The organism is Streptomyces sp. NPDC058307 (genome assembly GCF_042880295.1).
Classification (GTDB): domain Bacteria; phylum Actinomycetota; class Actinomycetes; order Streptomycetales; family Streptomycetaceae; genus Streptomyces.
Map to the genome: position 1 here is coordinate 181,590 of NZ_JBHVYZ010000005.1, position 21,344 is coordinate 202,933.

Annotated in this window: 16 protein-coding genes and 1 pseudogene; 4 read left to right on the forward strand and 13 right to left on the reverse strand. The window is 71.7% G+C overall.

The window, feature by feature from the left end; all coding sequences use genetic code 11:
- Window positions 1-3 precede the first annotated feature (3 nt).
- The 10 genes and pseudogenes from ACFVYN_RS06275 to ACFVYN_RS06320 all read right to left on the reverse strand — a co-directional run bounded on the left by ACFVYN_RS06275 (window position 4) and on the right by ACFVYN_RS06320 (window position 14,709).
- Window positions 4-831 carry a carbohydrate ABC transporter permease gene (locus tag ACFVYN_RS06275; RefSeq protein WP_389993243.1) on the reverse strand — a complete coding sequence of 276 codons (828 nt, stop codon included), beginning with the start codon at window positions 829-831 and terminating at the stop codon, window positions 4-6.
- Window positions 828-1,739 (reverse strand): carbohydrate ABC transporter permease, encoded by a 912-nt coding sequence (locus ACFVYN_RS06280; RefSeq protein ID WP_389993246.1) that lies wholly within the window; start codon window positions 1,737-1,739, stop codon window positions 828-830. Before ACFVYN_RS06280 ends, ACFVYN_RS06275 begins: the two co-directional genes overlap by 4 nt.
- Window positions 1,736-2,968, reverse strand: a complete 1,233-nt coding sequence (locus ACFVYN_RS06285; RefSeq protein WP_389993249.1) for an extracellular solute-binding protein — start codon at window positions 2,966-2,968, stop codon at window positions 1,736-1,738. Before ACFVYN_RS06285 ends, ACFVYN_RS06280 begins: the two co-directional genes overlap by 4 nt.
- 45 nt (window positions 2,969-3,013) lie before the next feature.
- On the reverse strand, window positions 3,014-3,967 hold the full coding sequence (locus tag ACFVYN_RS06290) for a LacI family DNA-binding transcriptional regulator (protein ID WP_389993252.1): 954 nt from the start codon (window positions 3,965-3,967) through the stop codon (window positions 3,014-3,016).
- Between the two features lie 2 nt (window positions 3,968-3,969).
- On the reverse strand, window positions 3,970-6,411 hold the full coding sequence (locus tag ACFVYN_RS06295) for a SpoIIE family protein phosphatase (RefSeq protein ID WP_389993255.1): 2,442 nt from the start codon (window positions 6,409-6,411) through the stop codon (window positions 3,970-3,972).
- A gap of 77 nt (window positions 6,412-6,488) precedes the next feature.
- A complete protein-coding gene (locus ACFVYN_RS06300) occupies window positions 6,489-9,695 on the reverse strand; it encodes an amidohydrolase family protein (RefSeq protein ID WP_389993258.1) in 3,207 nt (1,068 codons plus the stop codon).
- 122 nt (window positions 9,696-9,817) lie between these two features.
- Window positions 9,818-10,015, reverse strand: a pseudogene (locus ACFVYN_RS06305) (hypothetical protein); the annotation flags it as partial.
- A gap of 74 nt (window positions 10,016-10,089) precedes the next feature.
- The gene (locus tag ACFVYN_RS06310) at window positions 10,090-11,418 is read right to left on the reverse strand and encodes an enolase C-terminal domain-like protein (RefSeq protein ID WP_389993261.1); all 1,329 of its coding nucleotides are present in this window, start codon (window positions 11,416-11,418) and stop codon (window positions 10,090-10,092) included.
- Window positions 11,419-11,465: 47 nt separating this feature from the next.
- Window positions 11,466-12,803: a gluconate:H+ symporter gene (locus tag ACFVYN_RS06315; protein ID WP_389993264.1), complete on the reverse strand. Its 1,338-nt coding sequence runs from the start codon at window positions 12,801-12,803 to the stop codon at window positions 11,466-11,468.
- A 982-nt stretch (window positions 12,804-13,785) separates the two neighbouring features.
- On the reverse strand, window positions 13,786-14,709 hold the full coding sequence (locus ACFVYN_RS06320) for a helix-turn-helix domain-containing protein (RefSeq protein WP_389993267.1): 924 nt from the start codon (window positions 14,707-14,709) through the stop codon (window positions 13,786-13,788).
- A gap of 270 nt (window positions 14,710-14,979) precedes the next feature.
- On the opposite strand from ACFVYN_RS06320, the gene ACFVYN_RS06325 reads away from it, so the two are divergent.
- Complete coding sequence (locus ACFVYN_RS06325; RefSeq protein WP_389993270.1) at window positions 14,980-16,161, forward strand: MFS transporter; 1,182 nt, start codon at window positions 14,980-14,982, stop codon at window positions 16,159-16,161.
- 325 nt (window positions 16,162-16,486) lie between these two features.
- Here ACFVYN_RS06325 and ACFVYN_RS06330 read toward each other — a convergent pair whose 3' ends face one another.
- Window positions 16,487-16,816: a hypothetical protein gene (locus ACFVYN_RS06330; protein WP_389993273.1), complete on the reverse strand. Its 330-nt coding sequence runs from the start codon at window positions 16,814-16,816 to the stop codon at window positions 16,487-16,489.
- 59 nt (window positions 16,817-16,875) lie between these two features.
- A complete protein-coding gene (locus ACFVYN_RS06335) occupies window positions 16,876-17,571 on the reverse strand; it encodes a type 1 glutamine amidotransferase domain-containing protein (RefSeq protein WP_389993276.1) in 696 nt (231 codons plus the stop codon).
- A 50-nt stretch (window positions 17,572-17,621) separates the two neighbouring features.
- On the opposite strand from ACFVYN_RS06335, the gene ACFVYN_RS06340 reads away from it, so the two are divergent.
- Window positions 17,622-18,566 (forward strand): LysR family transcriptional regulator, encoded by a 945-nt coding sequence (locus tag ACFVYN_RS06340; protein ID WP_389993279.1) that lies wholly within the window; start codon window positions 17,622-17,624, stop codon window positions 18,564-18,566.
- A gap of 44 nt (window positions 18,567-18,610) precedes the next feature.
- Window positions 18,611-19,345 (forward strand): maleylpyruvate isomerase family mycothiol-dependent enzyme, encoded by a 735-nt coding sequence (locus ACFVYN_RS06345; RefSeq protein ID WP_389993282.1) that lies wholly within the window; start codon window positions 18,611-18,613, stop codon window positions 19,343-19,345.
- On the opposite strand, the gene ACFVYN_RS06350 is transcribed toward ACFVYN_RS06345, so the two are convergent.
- Window positions 19,342-19,722: a MarR family winged helix-turn-helix transcriptional regulator gene (locus ACFVYN_RS06350; protein WP_389993284.1), complete on the reverse strand. Its 381-nt coding sequence runs from the start codon at window positions 19,720-19,722 to the stop codon at window positions 19,342-19,344. The two genes, ACFVYN_RS06345 and ACFVYN_RS06350, sit on opposite strands and share 4 nt — an antisense overlap.
- Window positions 19,723-19,808: 86 nt before the next feature.
- Between ACFVYN_RS06350 and ACFVYN_RS06355 the strand changes: the two genes are divergently transcribed.
- Window positions 19,809-21,296 (forward strand): MFS transporter, encoded by a 1,488-nt coding sequence (locus ACFVYN_RS06355; protein WP_389993287.1) that lies wholly within the window; start codon window positions 19,809-19,811, stop codon window positions 21,294-21,296.
- The last annotated feature ends 48 nt before the right edge of the window (window positions 21,297-21,344 follow it).

The window sequence follows — 21,344 nt, forward strand, 5'->3', positions numbered from 1 at the left end:
CGTTCAGCCCCTCACGCTGCCCGTGGTGAGCCCGCCGACGATGAAGCGCTGGAAGACGGCGAAGACGCAGACCACCGGGATGCTGATGAGGGTGGCGGTGGCCATCAGGGCGCCCCACGAGGTCCCGTGCTGCCCGACGAAGGCGTTCAGCAGGACGGTGACGGGCTGGACGTCGGGCCGCTCGGCGAGCGTGAGCCCGAACAGGAACTCGCCCCAGCCGATCAGGAAGGACAGTCCGGCCGCCGCGACCACACCGGGCACCATGAGCGGCAGCACGACCCGCAGCAGCACGCCGGGCATTCCGCAGCCGTCGACCAGGGCCGCCTCCTCCAGCTCCGGGGCAACGCTGCGTATCACGGGACGCAGCACGATCACCGTGAAGGGCAGCGTAAGTGTGGTGTCGGCGGCGATCAGGCCGAGGTAGGTGTCGGTGAGACCGGCCCGCCTTTCGAGGATGAACAGCGGGGCCGCCAGCACGATGGCGGGCGGGAGCTGGGCGACGAGGAGCGCCAGCACCATCGCGCCCGAACCCCGCATCCGGACCCGGGCGAGGGCGTAGGCGAGCGGGACACCGAGCAGCAGGGTGAGCGCGACCACCCCGCAGGAGATGACGAGACTGTTGAACAGGGCCCGGGTCAGGCCCTCGTAGCCCAGGGCCGTCGAATAGTTCTCGCCGGTGACGGGAGTGGGCGCCCACTGCGGGTCGGGTGTCTGGACGCGGTCCGGCCGGGTGAGGCTTGTCTTCACCATCCAGTACACCGGCAGCAGGAAGACGGCGGTGATCAGCATGGCGAGCGCGGTCAGCAGCCAGGGATGGCGCGGTGGTCTCATACGGCACCTCCCGCCGGCGCCTCGCCCTCGCGCCGCAGCCGTCGTACGTACCAGACGCCCGCCAGCAGCGGTACGACGAGCAGCAGCAGGCCCGCCGCCGCGCCCTGGCCGAACCGGAAGAACGTGAAGAACACCTCGTAGACGTAGAGGGAGAGCACGCGGGTGGCGTCGACTGGGCCGCCGCCGGTCATCACGAAGACGAGGTCGAAGACCTTGAAGGTGTAGAGGAGGCCGAGGAGGAGGACGGTCACCGAGACGGGCCGCATCAGCGGGAGGGTGATGTGGCGCAGGCGCTGCCAGGCGCTCGCCCCGTCGATGGCGGCGGCCTCGTGCAGTTCGGGGTCGATGGTGTGCAGTCCGACCAGGAGCAGCAGCATGTTGAAGGGCACGCCGACCCAGACGTTGGCGAAGACGACCCCCGCCATCGCGGTGGACGGGTCGGTGAGCCAGTCGTGGGAGAGGCCGGCCGGCTTCAACAGGGCGTTGTAGGCGCCGGATTCGGCGTCCAGCATCCAGCGGAAGAGGGTGCCGCTGACCACCGGGGGCAGCAGCCAGGCGACCAGAAGGAGGGAGCGCAGAAGGCCGCCCAGGGGGAACGGGCGGGCGAAGAGCAGGGCCAGGGCGAAGCCGATCGTGAACTGGAGCAGCAGCGAGCCGAGGGTGAAGACCAGGGAGAGGCGCACCGAGTGCCAGAAGGCCGGGTCGTCGGTCACGGTCCGGTAGTTGTCCAGTCCGTTGAACCGCGCGGCCCCGCCGAGGAGTTGGCCCAGGTCGACGTCGTGGACGGAGGTCCACACGGTGTAGAGGAGCGGGTAGGCCAGGAAGAGGGCGAGGAAGGCCATGCCCGGCAGGCAGAACAGGTAGCCGGTGCGGCGGCGGTGCGCGGAGGGCGAGAGGGGTCGTCTCATTGCTCGCCCAGAGCTTTGTCGATCTTTCCGGCCGCGGTCCTGGCCGCGGCGGACGGGGACGCGGATCCGGTGAGGACGGCCTGCTCGGCCTCCGCGACGGCCTGCGAGGCCTCGGCGTAGTGGGCGCCGTACTGGCGTGGCCGGGCGAGGGGCAGCTGGCTGAGGAAGAGCCGCAGGGCGGGGTCGGAGGCCCAGCTGCCCCGGTCGGCGAGGTCCTTGCGGGCGGGGAGGTCACCGAAGGACACCAGGTACGGCACCAGGACCGAGGGGCGCTGTGTGTACTGCAGGACCTCCCAAGCCTTGTCCACGTGCTTGCTGTTCGCCATCACGACCCAGTTCTCCCCGCCCAGGCAGGTGGCGGCCTCCTTGTCGCGGGGCAGGGCGACGACGTTCCAGTCGAAGTCGGCCTGCTTGAGGGCGGGAATCTGCCAGGGACCGTTGATCTGCATCGCGGCCCGCTGGTTGAGGAAGCGGGTGTTGACGTCCTGCTGGGTCCAGCCCACGCACTGCTCGGACAGGGAGCCCTTGGCGATCAGCTGGTCGAGGAAGGTGAGCGCGGTGGGGCCGTGGGTGGCGAAGGTGTCCAGGTCGCCGCCCGCCTGCCAGAGGAACGGCAGGAACTGGAAGACGCCCTCCTCGGTCTTGATCGCGCTCAGTGCCAGGCCGTAGCGGTCGCCGCTGGTCAGCTTCTGGGCGGCGGAGGCCAGTTCCTCCCAGGTGGTGGGGGGTTCGACGCCGGCGGCCTTGAGCAGGCGGGTGTTGCAGTAGAGGGCGAGGCAGTTGCTGTTGTTGGGGATGCCGAGGGTCTTTCCGCCGACCTGGCAGCCCTGCCACGGGCCCTTGTAGTACTGGTCGGCCTGGCCCCATTTCTCGACTCGGGCGGTGAGGTCGGCCAGCAGCCTGCTGCCGCCGAGGGTGTTCATGGACACGTTGTCGACGATGGCGAGGTCGGGCAGGTCGCCGGAGATCGCGCCGAGGGTGAGCTGCCGTTCCAGCTCGGCGAAGGGGAAGGTGCGCCGCTCGATCCTGACGTCGGGGACACCGGCCTCGATGTCCTTGATCAGGCGGTTCATTCCGGGCTGGAAGTTGTCCAGGGTGAAGTAGTCCCACCATTTCAGGGTCACCGGTCCCGAGGTGTCGGAGCTGCACGAGGTCAGACCGAGGGCGGCGGTGGCCGCCGCCGCGCCGGTGACACGCAGGAAGCCACGGCGGTCGACGGGGTACGACATGGTCTGCTCCCAGAGGTTCGATGATCGGGCACAGAGACCGACGTATCAGAAATCCAGGTCTATATCGGGGAAATCGGGCAGGTCGGGGAGTTCGGACTCGGGTTCCGAGCCCGGCACCGGTCGGCAGCGTCCCGTGCTCCCGCGCAGGGTGATCAGCGGTTTCAGCAGGACGTGCCGGGCAGGCGCGTCCGGTGAGCGCAGCCGCCGCACCATCAGGTCCACGGCGACCCGGGTCATCTCCTTGGCGGGAATCTCGGCGGCCGTCAGGGGCGGGTTCACCTGTTCGGCCCAGGGGCTCGCCGCCACGCCGACGACGGAGAAGTCGCGCGGCACGCTGCGGCCGTTCCGGGTGAGTCCGCGGTAGACGCCCTCCAGGGCCGCTTCGTTCATGGTGACCAGCGAGGTCGTCGCCGGGTCGTCGCTCAGGATCCGCTCCACGACCTCCTCCCCCGAACCCACGTGGTCGTCGCACAGGTAGGCGTGCGGGGTGAGCAGCAGTTTCTTCATCGCCTCGGTGTAGCCCTCGTCCCCGAGCCGGGCGAAGCCGTAGCCGCTGTCGAACAGTTGCTCGGACCGGTTGACGAAGGCGATCCTGCGATGGCCGAGGTCGGCGAGGTGCTGGACGCAGCCGCCGGCCAGACCGGCGAAGTCCAGGTCGACCCAGCCGGCCGCGTCGGCCCGCTGATTGCGGCCGATGGCCACGAACGGGAAACCCGCCTCGGCCAGGTACTCGACGCGGTCGTCCTCCCGGCGGATCTCCATGACGATGACACCGTCCACCCGCCGGTCGTCGACCATGCGCGGGAACGAGGGGTCGTGATGGGCCCCGGCGGGTGCGAGCAGCAGGTCGTAGCCCTGCGCGGCAGCGGCCTCGGCCACCCCGCCGACGAAGGCGAGCTGCATGGTGGTGTACTCGCCGAGGCGGCCGGCGGGCGGGTAGAGGAGCCCGAGCGTGTGGGTACCACGGCCGGCGTCGTCGGTTCCGGGTCGCTCTGCCATGGTCAGCCGGCCGGGAGGGACTGTTCGGCCCAGATGGTCTTGCCCGTGGGGGTCTGGCGGGTGCCCCAGCCCTGGGTGAGCTGGGCGACCATGTGCAGCCCGCGACCGCCCTCGTCGTAGGTGCGGGCACGGCGCAGGTGCGGGGCGGTGTTGCTGGCGTCGGAGACCTCGCAGATCAGGGTCCGGTCGCGGATGAGCCGGAGGCCGATCGGTACGGCGCCGTAGCGGATGGCGTTGGTGACCAGCTCGCTCACCACCAGCTCGGTGACGAACGCTGCCTCCTCCAGGCCCCACGCCCTGAGCTGGCGGGTGGCCTGGGCGCGGGCGTCGGCCACGACCGACGGGTCGGAGGGCAGCGACCAGGCGGCGACCTGGTCGGCGTGCAGAGCACGGGTGCGGGCCAGGAGCAGCGCCACGTCGTCGGCGGGGCTTGCGGGCAGCAGGGCCTTCAGGATGGTGTCGCAGGTGGCCTCCAGCGAGGTGACGGGGCCGGACAGGGCGTCGCAGAGCCTTTCGAGACCCAGGCCCACGTCGCGGTTGCGCGTCTCGACCAGGCCGTCGGTGCAGAACGCCAGCAGACTCCCCTCGGGCAGCTCGATCTCGGTGCACTCGAAGGGCAGCCCGCCGACCCCGAGCAGCGGGCCGGGGGTCAGCTCGACCACGCGGGCCGTGCCGTCGGGGAGCAGCACGACGGGCGGGACGTGACCGGCGCTGGCGAGGGTGCACACGCGGGACACCGGGTCGTAGACGGCGTAGAGACAGGTCGCGCCGATCTCGCCGCTGACGAGGTAGGGCTCGTCCGGGGCGGTGTCCTCCTTGTCCGTGGCGAGGTGCGTGACCAGGTCGTCGAGGTGGGTGAGGAGTTCGTCCGGGGGCAGGTCGACGTCGGCGAGGGTGCGGACGGCGGTGCGCAGCCGGCCCATGGTGGCGGAGGCGTGGATGCCGTGGCCGACCACGTCCCCGACGACCAGGGCCACCCGGGTCCCGGACAGCGGCACGACGTCGAACCAGTCGCCGCCGACGCCCGCGCCGGTCCCGGCGGGCAGATAGCGGTACGCCACCTCGACGGCCGCCTGTCGGGGCAGATCCCGGGGCAGCAGGCTGCGCTGGAGCGTGAGGGCGTTGGTGCGTTCGCGGGTGTAGCGCCGGGCGTTGTCGACGCCGACCGCCGCCCGGCCGGCGAGCTCCTCGGCGAGGAGCAGGTCGTCCGGTTCGAAGGGCGGGGAGCCTTTGACCCGGGTGAAGACCGCCACTCCGAGGGTGATGCCGCGGGCGCGCAGCGGGGTGGCCATGACGGAGTGGAAGCCGAACTCCGCCACGCGGGCGGTGCGCGTCTCGTGCCCGGCGATCCAGGCGGCGAAGTCGGGGTCGTCCACGCCGCTGAGCACCGGTTTCCCGTCGGCCAGGCAGCGGGCGGGCGGGGAGAACGGCGGGTAGGTGTCCATGTCGCCCAGATCGATGGCAGCCTCGGGTACGTCCTCCCCTTCGGCGGTGGACTGATGGGCGGCCCTGCGCAGTACCACGGCCGCGTCGACCGGTCCCGGTACGGGTTCGTCGCCCCGCAGCACGGAGTCGAGGAGGTCCACGCTGACGAAGTCGGCGAGGCGGGGCACGGCGAGGTCGGCGAGCTCCTGGGCGGTGCGGGTCACGTTCAGGGTGGTGCCGATGCGGACGCCGGCCTCCTGCAGCAGGGCGAGCCGCTGCCGGGCCGTGTGCTGGTCGGTGCTGTCGAACGCGGCGGTGCCGACCCCGACGACCTCGCCGGTGCCGGGGTCGCGGACGGGCCACAGCTCGATGACCCAGGCGCGGTGGTGGGCGGAGGTGAGGAGGGGTGCGGCGGGTGTGGCACCGGGGGCACAGGACGGTTCGGGGGCCAGACACTCGTAGCGCAGCGGGACGCCTTCCTCGGCGACCCGGCGCACGCTCCTGAGGAAGCCGTCGTCGGCGAGGGCGGGGGCCTGCCACTCGCCGTCCGTCTCGGCAGCGCCCTGCCTTCCGCTCTGTGCGACCGCGTTCCGCTGCCATGCGCCGGACGCGGTGGCGTGGGTCGAGAGCGCGATCGAGGACTGGTCGAAGGCCCACTGCACCAGAGGCGGGCCGGAGTGCGGCAGGAGGGCCACGACGAAGGACCGGGCCCTGCCATCGGCGTCCAGCGACGGCTGGGCGTGCAGCATCGCCTCGACGCGGTGGCCGTCCCGATGCCGCAGTGCCGCCGTGCCCCTCCAGTCCTGGGAGCCGGTGAGGGAGAGCCCGGTCGCCCCGGGAACTCCCGCACCGTGCAGCAGATCGGTCGCGGCGCGCCCTACGGCCTCCGGGGCGCGGTGGCCCAGCAGTCGTCGAGCGCCCTCGCTCCATCCTGTGACCACGCCGTCCAGGCTGAGGGTGACCGTCGCGACATCCGATGACCACCCGCTGTGACCGTTGCCTTGATCAAAAGTGGCCATTCCTGCTCAATTCGCGCGGTGAGGTGCCTCACAGACCCAGGGTGCGCGCCGCACCGGAATCGGACAAGTCAGATCCTTCACTGCTCGACCCCCGGGTCGCAGCACCCCTCACGCCGCATCTGCCGGCTCACCTCGAGCCATTCCGCGTCGGAGGACGCGCCGGAGGACGCGTCTGAGCGCCGCACGGAGTCGAAGGCGTCCACGAGGTCCGACTGCTCGAAGAGCACACCCCCGCGCAGTACCGCCACCGTGCGGATCAGGGTGTCGAAGTCGGTGAAGGGATCACCGTCCACGACCGTGAGATCGGCGAGCTTGCCCTCCTCCAGCGTGCCCAGGTCGGCGTCCGCGCCGAAGACGCGGGCGGGCAGCAGGGTGGCGGTGCGCAGGGTCTCGGCCGGCGAGAGTCCGCCGCGGTGCAGGGCCCGCAGGGCGAGGTGCAGATGCAGTCCGACCGGCACGAGCGGCTGGTCGGTGCCGAGCGCGACGAGACCGCCGTCGGCGAGGATCCGCCGATAGATGGCCGACTCACGGTCGAGAGTGGCGAGTTGGGCAGACGTGGGCGGTAGTCCGGCCTGCTGACGGACCAGCGCGGTGTCCCACGGCGGCATCAGCGTGGTGACCCGGCGGTCCTCGGCGAGCGCGGGGTCCGCGCCCAGCAGGGCGAGCGCCGTGAACGGGGTGGCGATCAGGTGGAAGCCCGCCTGGGTGTAGATCTCCTGGACGTCCTGGTAGGCGCGGCCCGTGGCGGTGGTCGCATGCCCGAACTCCAGCCGCTGCGTGGCCTGCAGATGGGTCGTGAGGTCCTGCCCGAGCTGCACGCCCGGGGCGAGGAGGTGGCTGCCGCACCGCACCCCGAGCCGTTCGTGCGCGAAGTCGGCGGCCTCCTTCATCACCCAGCCCGGGGCACGGACGTACGTCTTCACGAAGTCCCAGTCCAGCGCCGCCCCACGCGCCAGCGAGCGGCGCAGCCCCTCGGGGGTGCGGTGGGCACGGCCCATGCTGTAGGCGACGCGGGCGCCGTCGAGCAGTTCGCCGGTGGCCAGCAGCCGCGGCCCGGCGAGCGCGCCCGCGGCGACGGCCTCGCGGATGCGGGCCTGCTCGTAGGCGAAGCCGCCCAGCGAGACGGCGGTCGTGATGCCGTAGGCGAGCTGGAGCGCGGTCTGCCGTCCGCCGTAGGTGCTCTGCCAGGGGTGGGTGTGCGCGTCCCACAGTCCCGGGAGCACGGTGCGCTCGCTCGCGTCGACCCGTCGGGCGGCCGGCCGCCCGGCGCGGTGCGGGAAGACCTCGGCGATACGGCCGTCCCGGATCAGGAGGTCGATGTCCTCGCGGACGTCCGCTCCGGTGCCGTCCCAGAACCGGCCGGCGTGCACGAGGGTGTCGGCGGGGCGGGGGCGCCGGTAGCCCAACGGCACCCTGACGGTACGGGCTTTGCCGCTGCGGACGTCGATCAGGCGCGGGGTGCCGGCGGAGAGGTAGAGCAGGGTGCGGGCGTCGGCGGACCAGGAGGGGTGGTCGGCGGGCTCGGTGGTGAGGCGGCGCGGCGTCCCGTCGGGGGTGCCGTCCGCGCGGACCGGGAGCAGCCACAGGGCGGATTCGGCGACGACGGCCATCCAGCGGCCGTCGGGCGACCAGACCGGGCCCGAGTCGTAGCGGTCGGCCAGGGAGGTGTGCGGGGCGAGGGCGTGCAGGGCGGCGGTGCCGGTGGTGGTGTCGACGACCCTGATGAGGTTGTAGCCCTCGCGGAAGCGCTGGTTGAGCCGGTTGCGGTCGCACAGGGCGACATACCGGCCGTCGGGGGACCAGCTGGGGCGGCCGGGCAGCCCGCCCGCGCCGAGCGGGGCGACGAGGGTGCGTTCGCCGCCGTCCGGCAGGTCGCGCACGACCAGGTTGCCGGACATGTCCAGGCAGGCCAGCCGGGTCTCGTCGGGCGAGAGCGCGGGGAAGACCCGGCCGCCGTCGGCGAGCACGGTCTCCTCGCCGGAGTCGAGGTCGCGGCGGCGTACGGCGAACAGTCCGTCGCGGTCGTCGCAGTACAGCAGGGCGGTGCCGTCGGGTGTCCAGGTCGGCCCCGACACATAGCGGGTGGGCGGGACGTGGAGGATCTTCCGAGGCGGTCGGCCGCCCGATGTCCCGGCGGTCCACAGGGAGTTGAGCGCGGCGAAGGCGATGCTGCGGCCGTCGGGCGAGAGCGCGGGCAGATGCAGGGCGCGCACCCGCCGGATGCCGGTGCCCTCGAAGTCGTAGGCCTTGCCCCGGTAGCGGGGCCGTTCCACGGGCATCTGAGCCGTGAACGGGATCTCCTCCCCCGCCGCAGGCGCCTTGGGGTCGGTCAGGCGGAAGCGGCCGTCCACCGCGAGCAGGAGCCGTTCGCCGTCGGTCCAGCGGGGCGGGGCGGGCAGCACGTCACCGTCGACGGCGACCGGCGTGCCGTCCACGACAAGGGTGCACGAGGCGCTGGGGGCGGGCGTGGTGCGCAGATACGCGAGCGTGCCGCCGGATGAGACGGCCGGGGTCATGAGCTGGGCGCCGGAGTCGTCGGTGTGCTCCACGGTGACCGGTCCCGAGCCGTCGGCGGCGACCGAGGCGACGGTGTCGGCGCGCAGGGCGCCCGAGGCGGTGACGGCCGCGCGGACGAACAGCACGCGCTCGCCGTCCGCCGACCAGGTCGGGTCGAAGTCCTCCCAGGCACCGCCCTGCGCCGGGCCGTGCTGTCCGGGGTGCCCGGTGAGCCGGGTCAGCTCTCCGGAGCGCACGTCGACGACCCAGATGCGGTACGGGCTGCCGGAGACGGTGTCGCCGCCGCGCTCGGAGGCGAACGCGATCCGGGTGCCGTCCGGCGACCAGGCGGGGCCTCGGTCGTCCCAGGGCCCGTCGGTGAGCTGCCGTACGTCGCCGCCGTCGGCCCGCAACGTCCAGAGGTGGAAGCCGCCGCCGCGGTAGGCGCAGACGACGAGACGGCTGCCGTCGGGCGAGAACTGCGGGCGGGTGGGTTCCAGGCCGGGCGGGGTGAGCGCGCGGGCGGTGCCACCGGTGCGCGGAAGGGACCAGAGCACGTTCTGCACCTCGGCGACGAGCCGGTCACCGGCCGGGGAGAGCGTCGCGGAGCCGCCGGTGACGGCGGTCAGGGTGAGGGTGGCCGTGGCCGTATGAGAGGGAGCCGCCGAGGCGGGTGGAGCGGCGGCCGCGACGGCGGTGGCGGTGGCGGTCACGCCGGCGGCCTGGAGGAATCTGCGCCGGGAGAGCGGGCCGGGCCGGGAAGTGTCGTGGGTGCCGTGGGCGTCCAAGGGAGCCTCCAGTGCGCGCGGGTGACGTGCCGGACGACAGGGCCCTTCCCCGTGGGGACCGGTCCTGCGCACCGGCACTGTGTCCGGGGACGTTTTTCGTCCCCGGACACCAACCGCTCAGCTCACAGACCGTCACGCACCATCGCGGCGACGATCCGCACGTGGCGGTCGGCCGCCGTACCGGAGAACCCGTTCTCGTAGTTCAGGCCGTAGGGCCAGAAGTGCCCGCCGCCGGTGGACAACTTGGCCGAGGAACAATCGAACTGCCGCACGAGGGCGGTCGCCTGGGCACCGGTCCAGGTGCCGCTGCCACCCCACCGAAGCGGATGGCCCCAGGTCGCTGAGGTTGTTGTAGCGGGCCCTGCCCACGTCGACGACTTCGACCACGCGGAACTCAGCGCACCAAGCACGGTCGCTTCGCGTCGAACGTCCAGCCCTTGATCAGGTACTGCATCCCGGCGGCATCGTCACGGCCGGCCGAGGCCACTTCCTCGTACAGCTCCTGTGCGGCCCGGAGCCGGTCGCGGTCCAGCCGGACGCCGAGGCCGGGGGTGTCCGGGACGGCGACCTCGCCGCCGCTGATCCGCGGCGGTTCGACGGTGAGCCGCTCCATGCCTTCCTGCCAGATCCAGTGGGTGTCGAGGGCGTTGTACTCGCCCGGGGCGGCGGCACCGCAGTGCGCCATCATCGCGAGCGAGATGTCGAAGTGGTTGTTGGAGTGGCAGCCCCAGGTCAGTCCCATGGCGTGGCACAGCTGGGCGACCCGCACCGAGCCCTGCATGGTCCAGAAGTGCGGGTCGGCCAGCGGGATGGACACCGACTGCAGGGCCAGGGCGTGGGTCAGCTGCCGCCAGTCCGTGGCGATCATGTTGGTGGCGGTGGGCAGCCCGGTGGCCCGGCGGAACTCGGCGAGGATCTCCCGGCCGGAGTAACCGCCTTCCGCACCGCACGGATCCTCGGCGTAGGCGAGCGTGCCGACGAGCGGACGGCACAGCTCGACCGCCTCCCGCAGCGACCACGCGCCGTTCGGGTCGAGGGTGATCCGGGCCTCGGGAAAGCGCTCCTTGAGTGCCTGTACGGCCTTCACCTCCTCGCTGCCCGGCAGGACACCGCCCTTGAGCTTGAAGTCGCGGAAGCCGTAGTGGTCGTAGGCGGCCTCCGCCTGACGGACGATCGCCTCGGGGGTCAGCGCCTCCTCGCGCCGGACGCGGTGCCAGTCGATGTCCGCGTCGGGCTCACGGACGTAGCCGAGGTCGGTGCGGTCCGGATCGCCGACGTAGAAGAGATAGCCCAGGACCCTTACCGCATCGCGCTGTTGGCCGTCACCGAGCAGGGCCGCGACCGGGACGTCGAGGTGCTGTCCGAGCAGGTCCAGCAGCGCCGACTCGACGGCGGTGACGGCGTGTACGGTCGTACGGAGGTCGAAGGTCTGGGCGCCGCGGCCGCCCGAGTCGCGGTCGGCGAAGGTGTCGTGGATGGAGCGCAGGACGCGCTTGTAGTCGCCGACGCGGGCACCGACGACCAGGGGCTCGGCGTCGCGGAGGGTCCGGGTGATGCCGTCGCCGCCCGGCACCTCGCCTAGGCCGGTGCGCCCCTCGGAGTCCTCGAGGACGACGACGTTCCGGGTGAAGTAGGGGGCGTGGGCGCCGGAGAGGTTGAGGAGCATGGAGTCCCGGCCGGCGACCGGATGGACGGAGAACTTCGTGACGACGGGCTGGCTCATGGCGAGGCGGTGTCTTTCTGACGAGTTCTGACGAGTGTGGGGAGAGGTCAGACGTTCAGGGCGTCCAGCACCTGTTCCAGGACCAGTACACCGCCGAGGCCCAGGAGCGCGAGGACCGTCGTGTACGTGGTGCGTGCCTTGATCGCGTCGATGACGGACAGGTTGAAGTACTCCTTGAACATCCAGAATCCCGGGTCGTTGACGTGCGAGAAGGCGATCGACCCGCAGGAGACGGCGAGCACCATGACCTCGGCGTGCACGCCGCTTCCCGCGAGCAGCGGCAGTGCCACGCCGGAGGCGGTGACGACGGCGACGGTCGCGGAGCCGAGGGCCACGCGCAGGATCGCGGCGATCAGCCAGGCCAGGATGATCGGGGAGATGGACCAGCCGTCGGTCGCGTCCTTGATGTAGTCGGATATGCCGCCCTCGACCAGGACGTTCTTGAAGGCACCGCCCGCTCCGATGACCAGCAGGATCATCGCCATGGCCTGGGCCGCCTCCCGGCACGAGGTGCTGACCTCCGCCAGACTGCGTCCCATCCGCGGCCCGAACACCCATACCGCGACGAGCAGCGTGAGCAGCAGGGCGATGGGCGCGGAGCCGATGAACGCGACGAAGTGCAGTCCGGCACTGTCCCCCGAGGTGGCCAGGTCGGTCACCGCGGCACCGGCGATCAGCACGACGGGCAGCAGGGCCACCGCCAGCGACCAGCCCATGCCGGGCATCTCCTCCTCCTCGAAGACCCGTTCGCTGACCAGGCCCTTGGGGATCTCGGGGTTCATCCGCCGGACGAACGGCAGGCGGGGCCACAGCAGCGCGATGAACGCGCCGACCGGGACCGCGATGAACAGGCCGTAGAACAGGGTCAGTCCGACGGAGGCGTGGAAGGTGGCGGCCACGGCCGTGGGGCCCGGGTGGGGCGGCAGGAAGCTGTGCATGGTGGACAGGGCGATCGACATCGGCAGCCCCACCCAGAGCAGGTTGACCCGGGTGACCCGGACGAGGGTGAAGGCGACCGGCACGATGATGACGAAGGCGACCTCGTAGAACATGGTCACGCCGATGAGCATCGCGGACAGCACCATGGCGACCTGCACCCAGCGCGGGCCGAACACGTCGAGCAACCTGCCGGCGATCCGTTGGGCGGCGCCGGAGTCCCCCATCACCCGGCCGACCATGGCGCCGAGCCCGATGGTGAGCATGGTGTCGCCGATCTGGCCCCCGATGCCCTCGGAGAGGACGTCCGGTATCTCCTCCAGCGCTATCCCCTGGACCAGGGCGACACCGACGGCGACCAGGAGGAGGGCGGCGAAGCCGTTGAGTCTCAGCTTCGTCATCAGAAAGAGCAGGACGAGGACGCTGATCCCGACTACGACGAGCGGCATGTGTCAGTTCTCCCTTGAACCGGCAGTGCGGTGAGGAGAGTTCAACGGAGCATTCCGGTAGGTCATCCCACTGAACTCGGTCCTCATACAAAGACATCGTCTACATATGAGGACGGAGGCTAGATGTAGGTGTCATCGAAGGTCAATGGGTGGGCGTACATCGACTTCGGATCGGCCAACCGCTCGGGGCGCGGGGCGCCCTGCGCGAGGGCACTGCGGGTCCTCGGAGCAGTGGGCGCGCCCTCCTCCAGACCCACCTGGACAGCAGCCCGGGCGTGCGCGGGTACGGCCGTATCCCGACGAGGCGTCGGAGGTGCTCGGCGCCACCGTCCGCCTCGTCCGGCTGGACGGTTCGGACGTCGTCCACGTGGCCACCCGCGAGTCGCAGGAGCACCTGCGCGCGATCACCCAAGTGGGCCGGTGGATGCCCGCGCATGCCCGGGCCCCGGGGAAGGCACTGCTCGCCGAGCGCGTCATTGCGAACTGCCCCGGGCGAGAGGGTTTGCGGAATGGCATCGACGATGCCGAGATCGCGCGGCTCAGGAGACCGGGTACCGACTCACGAACACCCCGGGTTTTCCTGATGAGTTGGAGCCCGGAACCGACCCGGTGCACGCCGTAGACCAAGGGGCCCCAGACCACGGGGCCCGAGGCCAGGGGGCCCCAGACCACGACGTACACACCCACGCCCTGAACCTGCCCAAAGGTGACGACGGCGACGAGCAGCCCGCCGATGAACCAGGCCGCGCCCAACTCGATGGAGCGCCTGCCCCTCGTCTCCCCCACGGCCCGTTGCTCCGGGGACAAGTCACGGGGGCAGGGCGGGCGAACTCCCGCGCGGCCGTAGGCCGTTGTCGGTCAATCCGGTTCCCGAGTCGATGGCGGCGGCCTCGTCGGGGGCTTCCCCCGGCCTGATGGTGCCCGGGCCGGTCGGACGGTCCCCCGCGCCGTCCGACCGGCCGTCGGGTGCACCAGCGGGAGGCTACCGGCCCGCCGTCGCCGCGGTCTTGGAAGAATTTGCACTCCCGGACAGAGCCACCGCCCCCTCCACCCGGCGTGCGGCCACCATCTGTCCCGGCGTGGTCCCGGCGATGGCCCGGAACTCGCGGTTGAGGTGGGCCTGGTCGTAGAAGCCGCAGGCCGTGGAGATCTCGGTCAGACTCGCGGTCCCGCGACCGAGCAACGCCACGGCGTGACGGAAGCGCAGGACCCGGGCGGACGCCTTGGGGGTGAGCCCGATCTGCTGGGTGAACCGGCGGATCAAGTACCCCTGGCTCCAGCCCACTTCGGCGGCGATACGGGCGATCGGGATCGTCCCCGCGCCGCCGGAGAGCAGTCGCCAGGCATGCTCCACCTCGGGCGTGGCCCGCGGGCCGTGCTCGAGCCGGGCGAGCAGCGCCGCGTCCAGCAGGTCGAATCTGGCCGCCCAGTCCGGTGTGGCTGCCATCCGCTCCACCAGTACGCCGGCCCCGGGTCCCAGGACGTCCCGCACCTCGACGGCCAGGTTCGTCAACTCGCTCATCGGCATGCCGAACAGCCGGTAAGCGCCCAGTGGCGTGAACTCCACCCGGATCGCCTCCTGGCCGCCGGGATGCGTACAGATCGCGGGCCGGTCCTCCAGCCCCACCACCAGCGACCCGATGCTCCCGCTGCCGCCGCCCCGCGCCCCCAGCCGCCGCACCTGCGAGAACGGCTCCGAGAAACTGATCAGGAGGGTCGCACGCCCCGTCGGCACCAGCCTGGCCTCGTACGGGGTGGCCACCGCTTCCCAGTAGCCGACATAGCTGCGTAAGTACGGCCGCAGCCCCGGGTGCCAGGGCCTTGTCACCCGCCACAGCCCACCCAGCCGCGCGATCTCGACCGCGCCGGCCCCCGCCGCCCTGCCCGCATGCGCGCCAAGAACCACCGAGAGAGCTCCTTCCGCCCCGGGAACCACCCCGACGAACCGGTCCGCCGAACCAGTCCGAAGAACCGGTCCGAGCCGACCGCCCGACAGCTCCGTGACGTCCAGCATCCAACGCAACCGGGCCCACTCACGAGCAACCGGGTGAAGTCGGCATGCAGATGAGTGGAGATCTGACGACGGTGACCCACGAGCCCCTCGCACGCTCACCCGAACACCCTTGCCCACAATCGAGCACACGCCTACCCTGACTTTGTGCCGCTGATAAACAAAATGCGAACCCGCATCGCCGTGCCGGACAACTCCCTCACCCGACTGCGTGTCGCCCTCACCGTCTTCTTCGCCGTCGACGGCTTCATCTTCGCCGGGTGGGTCGTCCGCATCCCCGCGATCAAGGAGCAGACCGGCGCCTCCGCCAGCGCCCTCGGCCTCGCCCTGCTCGGTGTCTCGGCCGGCGCGGTGATCACCATGATGCTCACGGGACGGCTGTGCCGCCGTTACGGCACCCGCCGGGTCACCGTCGTCTGCGCCGTCCTGCTCTCCCTCAGCGTCGCCCTGCCGCCGCTCACCCACTCCGCGCCGGCACTCGGCGCCGTACTGCTCGTCTTCGGCGCCGCGTACGGCAGCATCAACGTGGCGTTCAACAGCGCGGCGGTCGATCTGGTGGCCGCGCTGCGGCGGCCGATCATGCCCAGCTTCCATGCGGCCTTCAGCCTGGGCGGAATGCTCGGTGCCGGGCTCGGCGGGCTGGTCGCCGGGAGCCTGTCGCCCACGCGGCACCTGCTCGGGCTCACCGTGATCGGTCTGCTCGTCACCGCCGTCGCGGGCCGGACCCTGCTGCGCATCCAACCCCCGACACCCCCGCAGGACACACCGCAGCACAAGTCCGCACCCCGTCCGCCGGGCACCCGCACCCGCGGCCTCGTCGTCACCTTCGGTCTGATCGCCCTGTGCACGGCTTACGGCGAAGGCGCCCTGGCCGACTGGAGCGCCCTGCATCTGGAGCACGACCTGGACGCCACGCCCGGCGTCGCGGCGGTCGGTTACTCGTGTTTCGCGCTCGCCATGACCATCGGCCGGCTGACCGGCACCAGGCTGCTCGAACGACTCGGCCAGACCCGCACGCTGGTGGGCGGCGGCACCGTCGCCGCGCTCGGCATGCTGCTCGGCGCCCTCGCCCCGTCCGTCTGGGCGGCGCTGCTCGGCTTCATGATCACGGGGCTCGGTCTCGCCAACCTCTTCCCCGTCGCCGTCGAGCGGGCGGGCAGGCTGGCCGGGCCGGACGGGGTCGCCATCGCCTCCACCCTCGGCTACGGCGGCATGCTCCTCGGCCCGCCCGCCATCGGCTTCATGGCCGACTGGTTCTCACTCCCCGTGGCCCTCACCAGCGTGGCGGCACTCGCGGCCACCGCCGCGGTGATCGCCGCGCTGACCCGACGCGCGGCAACGGCCTGACCAGGCCCCCTACAGGGCATCACCACCGCGACGGAACAGTCCGGCGCCCCGCCTCCGATCACCGCCGGACCACGAAACGCCCCCACCACCGCGACCATCACGGGGCGCACCCGACGCGCCGCAGTACACCCGACCACGCCCCGACTCCGCCCACGCTCCCGCAGAGCCGTCAGCACCGCGAGGGGACACAGCGGTGCTCCCTCGGATCACCGCCGGAGCGCAAAACGCGCCCCGCGCCCGCCAACCCCCACAAAGCCGAAGACCCCCAGGACGCGCCGACCGCCCCGCACCCCTCGCTTTCCACACAACGAAAGGCTCATCCGGATCACTCCGGATGAGCCACCGCCTCCTTCTGCAACTGCACGGCCGCCAACAGGCTCAGCTTCGGCTCCGCTTTGCGCAGGGCCCGTACCGCCGCCACCGAGGCGATGTCACCGGTGAAGCCGACGGCGGCCAGCCTGGAGCGGGCCCAGCGGGCGCGCAGCACCGTCTCGGCGGCGGTGGACTCGACGAGTGCCACGGCGCGTTCCAGCCCGGGGCGTTCCTCCGGCGGAGCCTCGGCCGGCGCCTGGCGCAGGGCCGCCGCGATGACGTCCGCGTCCCGGACGAGCAGCACGAAGTTGTGTTTCTTGTTCAGTCCCGCGATTGCCGACATGCGGTCATCGTGACGGTCATGTTCCGTGGCCGCCAAGCGACTTGAGGAGCCTCAGAGGCTCAGCCCAGCTTCTTCAGCAGTTCCACCGCCAGCGGCGCGGAGGACGCCGGGTTCTGCCCGGTCACCAGGTTGCCGTCGACGATCACATGCGGAGCCCACGGCTCGGCCACCTCGACCTGGACGCCGGCCTCGGTGAGCCGGTCCTGGAGCAGCCACTTGGCCTTGTCGGCGAGGCCCGCCTGAGTCTCCTCGGCGTTGGTGAAGGCGGCCACGCGGCGCCCGGCGAACGCGTTGGAACCGTCGGCCTTCGTGGCGGCGAGCAGCGCGGCCGGGGCGTGGCAGACGACTCCGAGGGGCTTGCCGCTCTCCAGGGCGCCGGTGAGCAGACGGCCCGAGACCGCGTCCACCGCGAGGTCCTCCATCGGCCCGTGGCCGCCGGGGTAGAACACGGCCGCGTAGTCGTCGAGGTTCACCTCGTCCAGCCGCAGCGGGGCCTGGAGTTCGGGGGCCGAGGCGAGCACCCCCGCGATACGGTCGGCGTTCTCCTGGCCGCCGTTCACCTCGGCCGCGAGGCTGCCCTTGTCCACCGTCGGCACGACACCGCCCGGGGTGGCCACGACGATCTCGTGTCCCGCGGCCTTGAAGGCCTCGTACGGGGCGACAGCCTCCTCGGCCCAGAAGCCGGTCGGGTGCTGGGTGCCGTCGGCCAGGGTCCAGTGGTCGGCGCCGGTCATTACAAAGAGGATCTTCGACATGCTGAAACCGTAGTCCTGTTCGGCCATAGAAATCCAATAGGCTCGCATATATGAGGGATAGGAACACCAATGACTCCGAGGATGCGGGGCAGACCGTCGGCGCCCCGCTGGACCTGAACCTGCTGCGGACGTTCCTCACCGTGTACCGCACCGGCTCCTTCACCGCCGCGGCCCGTCTCCTGGGCCTCTCCCAGCCCACGGTCACCACCCAGATCCGTACCCTGGAACGGCAGGTGGGACGCGAGCTGTTCGAGCGCCGGGCGCGGGGCGTGACCCCTGCGCCGTACGCGGACGAGCTCGCCGCCCGGATCATGCAGCCCCTGGACTCGCTCGCCGCGGTGGCGGGGCACGCCGGGAGCACGGAGGACGCGCCTGCCGAGCCGGTGCATCTCGCCGGCCCGGCCGAGCTGCTGTCCCGGTGCGTCCTGCCCGGTGTCGCGCCCTTGGTGGACCACGGGGTACGGCTGCGCATCACACCGAGTCTGACCGAACCGCTCCTGGACGACCTGCGCGCGGGCCGCCACGACCTGGTGATCGCCACGTTCCGGCCGCGCGGCCGCACGCTCACCGCCCTGCCGCTCAACGACGAGGAGTTCGTGCTGGTCGCCTCCCCCGCCCGGGCCCAGCGGCTCGGCGCACCGGAAAATCTCGCGGCAGCGCTGCACGGTGTCCCTCTCGTCGCCTACGCCGAGGACCTGCCCATCGTCCGCCGCTACTGGCGGCACGTCTTCGGCCGGCGCCTGGTGCAGCAGCCGGCCGTCACCATGCCCGACCTGAACGCGGTCAAGGCCGCGGTGGTCGGCGGAACCGGGTTCACCGTGCTCCCCCGCTATCTGTGCGCCGAGGAACTGGCGTCGGGGGCGCTGGTCCTGCTCCACGACCCCGACGACCCGCCCGTCAACACGGCCTTCCTGGTGCAGCGCCCCGGCACCTCCGGCAATCCGCACGTGGCACTGGTCCGCGACCACCTGCTGCAGGCGGCCCGCGACTGGTAACCCGGCGGAGCCGGTGGCCCGGCGCCGTCGGGCACACTCCTTCCATGGAGACAGCCGAGTTCATCCGGATCCTGGACCGCGAGGGCCAGTTGCTCGCGTCGGCCGCCGAAGAGGCCAGCACCGACGCCAAGGTGCCGACCTGCCCCGAGTGGGCAGTGCGGGACCTGCTGCGGCACACGGGCTCGGTGCATCGCTGGGCCACGGCGTTCGTGGCCCAGGAGCAGACCGCCTTCCGCCCCTTCGGCGACGAACCGGTCCTGGACGGGGAGGAGTTGCTGGCCTGGTTCCGCGCCGGTCACCGTCGTCTGGTCGACACGCTGGGCTCCGCCGCGCCCGACCTGCGGTGCTGGCATTTCCTGCCCGCCCCCTCACCGCTCGCCTTCTGGGCCCGGCGGCAGGCGCACGAGACGGCCGTGCACCGCTTCGACGCGGAGGCGGCGCGCGGCGGCGCCCCCGAGGAATTCGAGCGGGACTTCGCGGCCGACGGCATCGACGAGTTGCTGCGCGGCTTCCACGCCCGCGACAAGAGCCGGGTCCGCAGCGCCGAGCCCCGGGTGCTGCGGGTGCGGGCGAGCGACACGGACGGCGCCGTGTGGACCGTACGACTGACCGAGGAGCCACCGGCGACCGAACGCGGTGAGGCGGGGGACGCCGACTGCGAGGTGTCCGGGCCCGCCGCGCGGCTGTATGCGGCCCTGTGGAACCGGCTGCCGTACCCACGGGTGAGCGGTGACGCGTCGGTCGCCGCACTGTGGCGGGAGAAGTCCGGCGTGATCTAGGAGGATTCCAACATCCGCGTGAGAACCGCGCGTTGCACCGGAAGGGCGTCACGATGCAACGCGCGCCCCTTGGAGGTGAGTGAGACGCGGACGCCCCGCCGGTCCTCCGCGCACATCCCGCGCTCGACGAGCCCGTCCTTCTCCAGCCGGGCGATCAGCCGGGACAGCGCGCTCTGGCTCAGATGGACCCGCTCGGAGATCTCCTGCACGCGGTAGGCGCAGCCGTCGTGGGCCAGGACATCCAGCACCTCGAAGTCGCTTGCGCACAGGCCGTGTTGATGCAGAGCGCGGTCCAGTTCGCACTGGGTGCGCGCGTGCAGCGCCAGGATGTCCCGCCACTGCTCCGCGAGTGCCTGCTCGGGCTTCTTCGCCACCATGCGCGGCACCGTAGCAGAGAAGGCGAATTATTGCATCGGAATTAAATGCGTTTGCATTCGATGCATGCGCATGTAGTGTCTTCGCCATGACCTCTCCGCTCACCACCCCCGCGGACCCGTCCTCAGCGGTCCGCTGGACACCCAGGCTCTGGGGCACCCTGCTGGTGCTGTGCGCCGCGATGTTCCTGGACGCCCTGGACGTGTCGATGGTCGGTGTCGCGCTGCCGTCCATCGGCGCCGACCTGGGCCTTTCCACCTCGACGCTGCAATGGATCGTCAGCGGCTACATCCTCGGCTACGGCGGCCTGCTGCTCCTGGGCGGCCGCGCCGCCGACCTGCTGGGCCGGCGCCAGGTCTTCCTGGTGGCCCTCGGCGTCTTCGCGGTCGCCTCGCTCCTCGGCGGTCTCGTCGACTCGGGCCCGCTGCTGATCGCGAGCCGCTTCATCAAGGGCCTCAGCGCGGCCTTCACCGCTCCGGCCGGCCTGTCCATCATCACCACGACGTTCCCGGAGGGCCCGCTGCGCAACCGCGCGCTCTCCATCTACACCACCTGCGCCGCCACCGGCTTCTCCATGGGCCTGGTGCTGTCCGGCCTGCTCACCGAGGCCAGTTGGCGCCTGACCATGCTGCTGCCCGCACCCATCGCCCTGATCGCGCTCTTCGCCGGGCTCAGGCTGCTGCCGCGCAGCGCCCGGGAGAAGGACCACAACGGATACGACATCCCCGGCGCCGTTCTCGGCACCGCCTCGATGCTGCTGCTGGTCTTCACCGTCGTCCAGGCTCCGGAGTCCGGCTGGGCCTCGGCCCGCACCCTGCTGTCCTTCCTCGCCGTGGCCGTACTGCTGACGGCGTTCGTCCTGGTCGAGCGGCGTTCGCCGGGTCCGCTGGTCCGGCTCGGCGTGCTGCGTTCCGGCACCCAGATCCGCGCCCAGCTGGGTGCCATGGCCTTCTTCGGCTCGTACGTGGGCTTCCAGTTCCTCGTGACCCTGTACATGCAGTCCCTGCTCGGCTGGTCGGCACTGCACACCGCGCTCGCCTTCCTGCCCGCGGGAGCACTGGTGGCCGTGTCCTCGACGAAGGTCGGCTCGATCGTCGACCGGTTCGGCACCCAGCGGTTGATCCCGGCCGGCTTCGCACTGATGGTCGTCGGATACGCGCTGTTCCTGGGTGTCGACCTCAACCCCGGGTACGCCGCCGCGATCCTGCCGTCGATGCTGCTCATCGGCGCCGCCTGCGCACTGGTGTTCCCCTCCCTCAACATCCAGGCCACCAACGGCGTCGAGGACCACGAGCAGGGCATGGTCTCCGGGCTGCTCAACACCTCGGTCCAGGTCGGCGGGGCGATCTTCCTGGCCGTCGTGACCGCCGTGGTGACGGCGGGCGCCCCCGAGAACGCCACCCCGCAGGCCGTCCTCGACAGCTACCGCCCCGGCCTTGTCGTGGTCACGGCCATCGCCGCGGCCGGGCTGCTGATCACCCTCACGGGAGTGCGCACCCCGCGTCGCCCGCAGCGGTCCGTGGTGGTCGCCCAGTCCACTGTGCGGGAGGCGGAGCGCGTCAGCGTACGTGACTAGGGGGACGCCTCCGACACCGTGTGCCCGGCCGAGCTGCTTGCTCCGCCG

Bases quoted from the DNA above. Each gene is read 5' to 3' on its own strand.
- ACFVYN_RS06350 (WP_389993284.1), bottom strand. From the start codon at position 19,722: ATGGTGGCGAAGAAGCCCGAGCAGGCACTCGCGGAGCAGTGGCGGGAC.
- ACFVYN_RS06285 (WP_389993249.1), bottom strand. From the start codon at position 2,968: ATGTCGTACCCCGTCGACCGCCGTGGCTTCCTGCGTGTCACCGGCGCG.
- ACFVYN_RS06315 (WP_389993264.1), bottom strand. From the start codon at position 12,803: ATGCCGCTCGTCGTAGTCGGGATCAGCGTCCTCGTCCTGCTCTTTCTG.
- ACFVYN_RS06280 (WP_389993246.1), bottom strand. From the start codon at position 1,739: ATGAGACGACCCCTCTCGCCCTCCGCGCACCGCCGCCGCACCGGCTAC.
- ACFVYN_RS06355 (WP_389993287.1), top strand. From the start codon at position 19,809: ATGACCTCTCCGCTCACCACCCCCGCGGACCCGTCCTCAGCGGTCCGC.
- ACFVYN_RS06335 (WP_389993276.1), bottom strand. From the start codon at position 17,571: ATGTCGAAGATCCTCTTTGTAATGACCGGCGCCGACCACTGGACCCTG.
- ACFVYN_RS06275 (WP_389993243.1), bottom strand. From the start codon at position 831: ATGAGACCACCGCGCCATCCCTGGCTGCTGACCGCGCTCGCCATGCTG.
- ACFVYN_RS06310 (WP_389993261.1), bottom strand. From the start codon at position 11,418: ATGAGCCAGCCCGTCGTCACGAAGTTCTCCGTCCATCCGGTCGCCGGC.
- ACFVYN_RS06325 (WP_389993270.1), top strand. From the start codon at position 14,980: ATGCGAACCCGCATCGCCGTGCCGGACAACTCCCTCACCCGACTGCGT.
- ACFVYN_RS06330 (WP_389993273.1), bottom strand. From the start codon at position 16,816: ATGTCGGCAATCGCGGGACTGAACAAGAAACACAACTTCGTGCTGCTC.
- ACFVYN_RS06340 (WP_389993279.1), top strand. From the start codon at position 17,622: ATGAGGGATAGGAACACCAATGACTCCGAGGATGCGGGGCAGACCGTC.
- ACFVYN_RS06295 (WP_389993255.1), bottom strand. From the start codon at position 6,411: ATGGCCACTTTTGATCAAGGCAACGGTCACAGCGGGTGGTCATCGGAT.
- ACFVYN_RS06345 (WP_389993282.1), top strand. From the start codon at position 18,611: ATGGAGACAGCCGAGTTCATCCGGATCCTGGACCGCGAGGGCCAGTTG.
- ACFVYN_RS06290 (WP_389993252.1), bottom strand. From the start codon at position 3,967: ATGGCAGAGCGACCCGGAACCGACGACGCCGGCCGTGGTACCCACACG.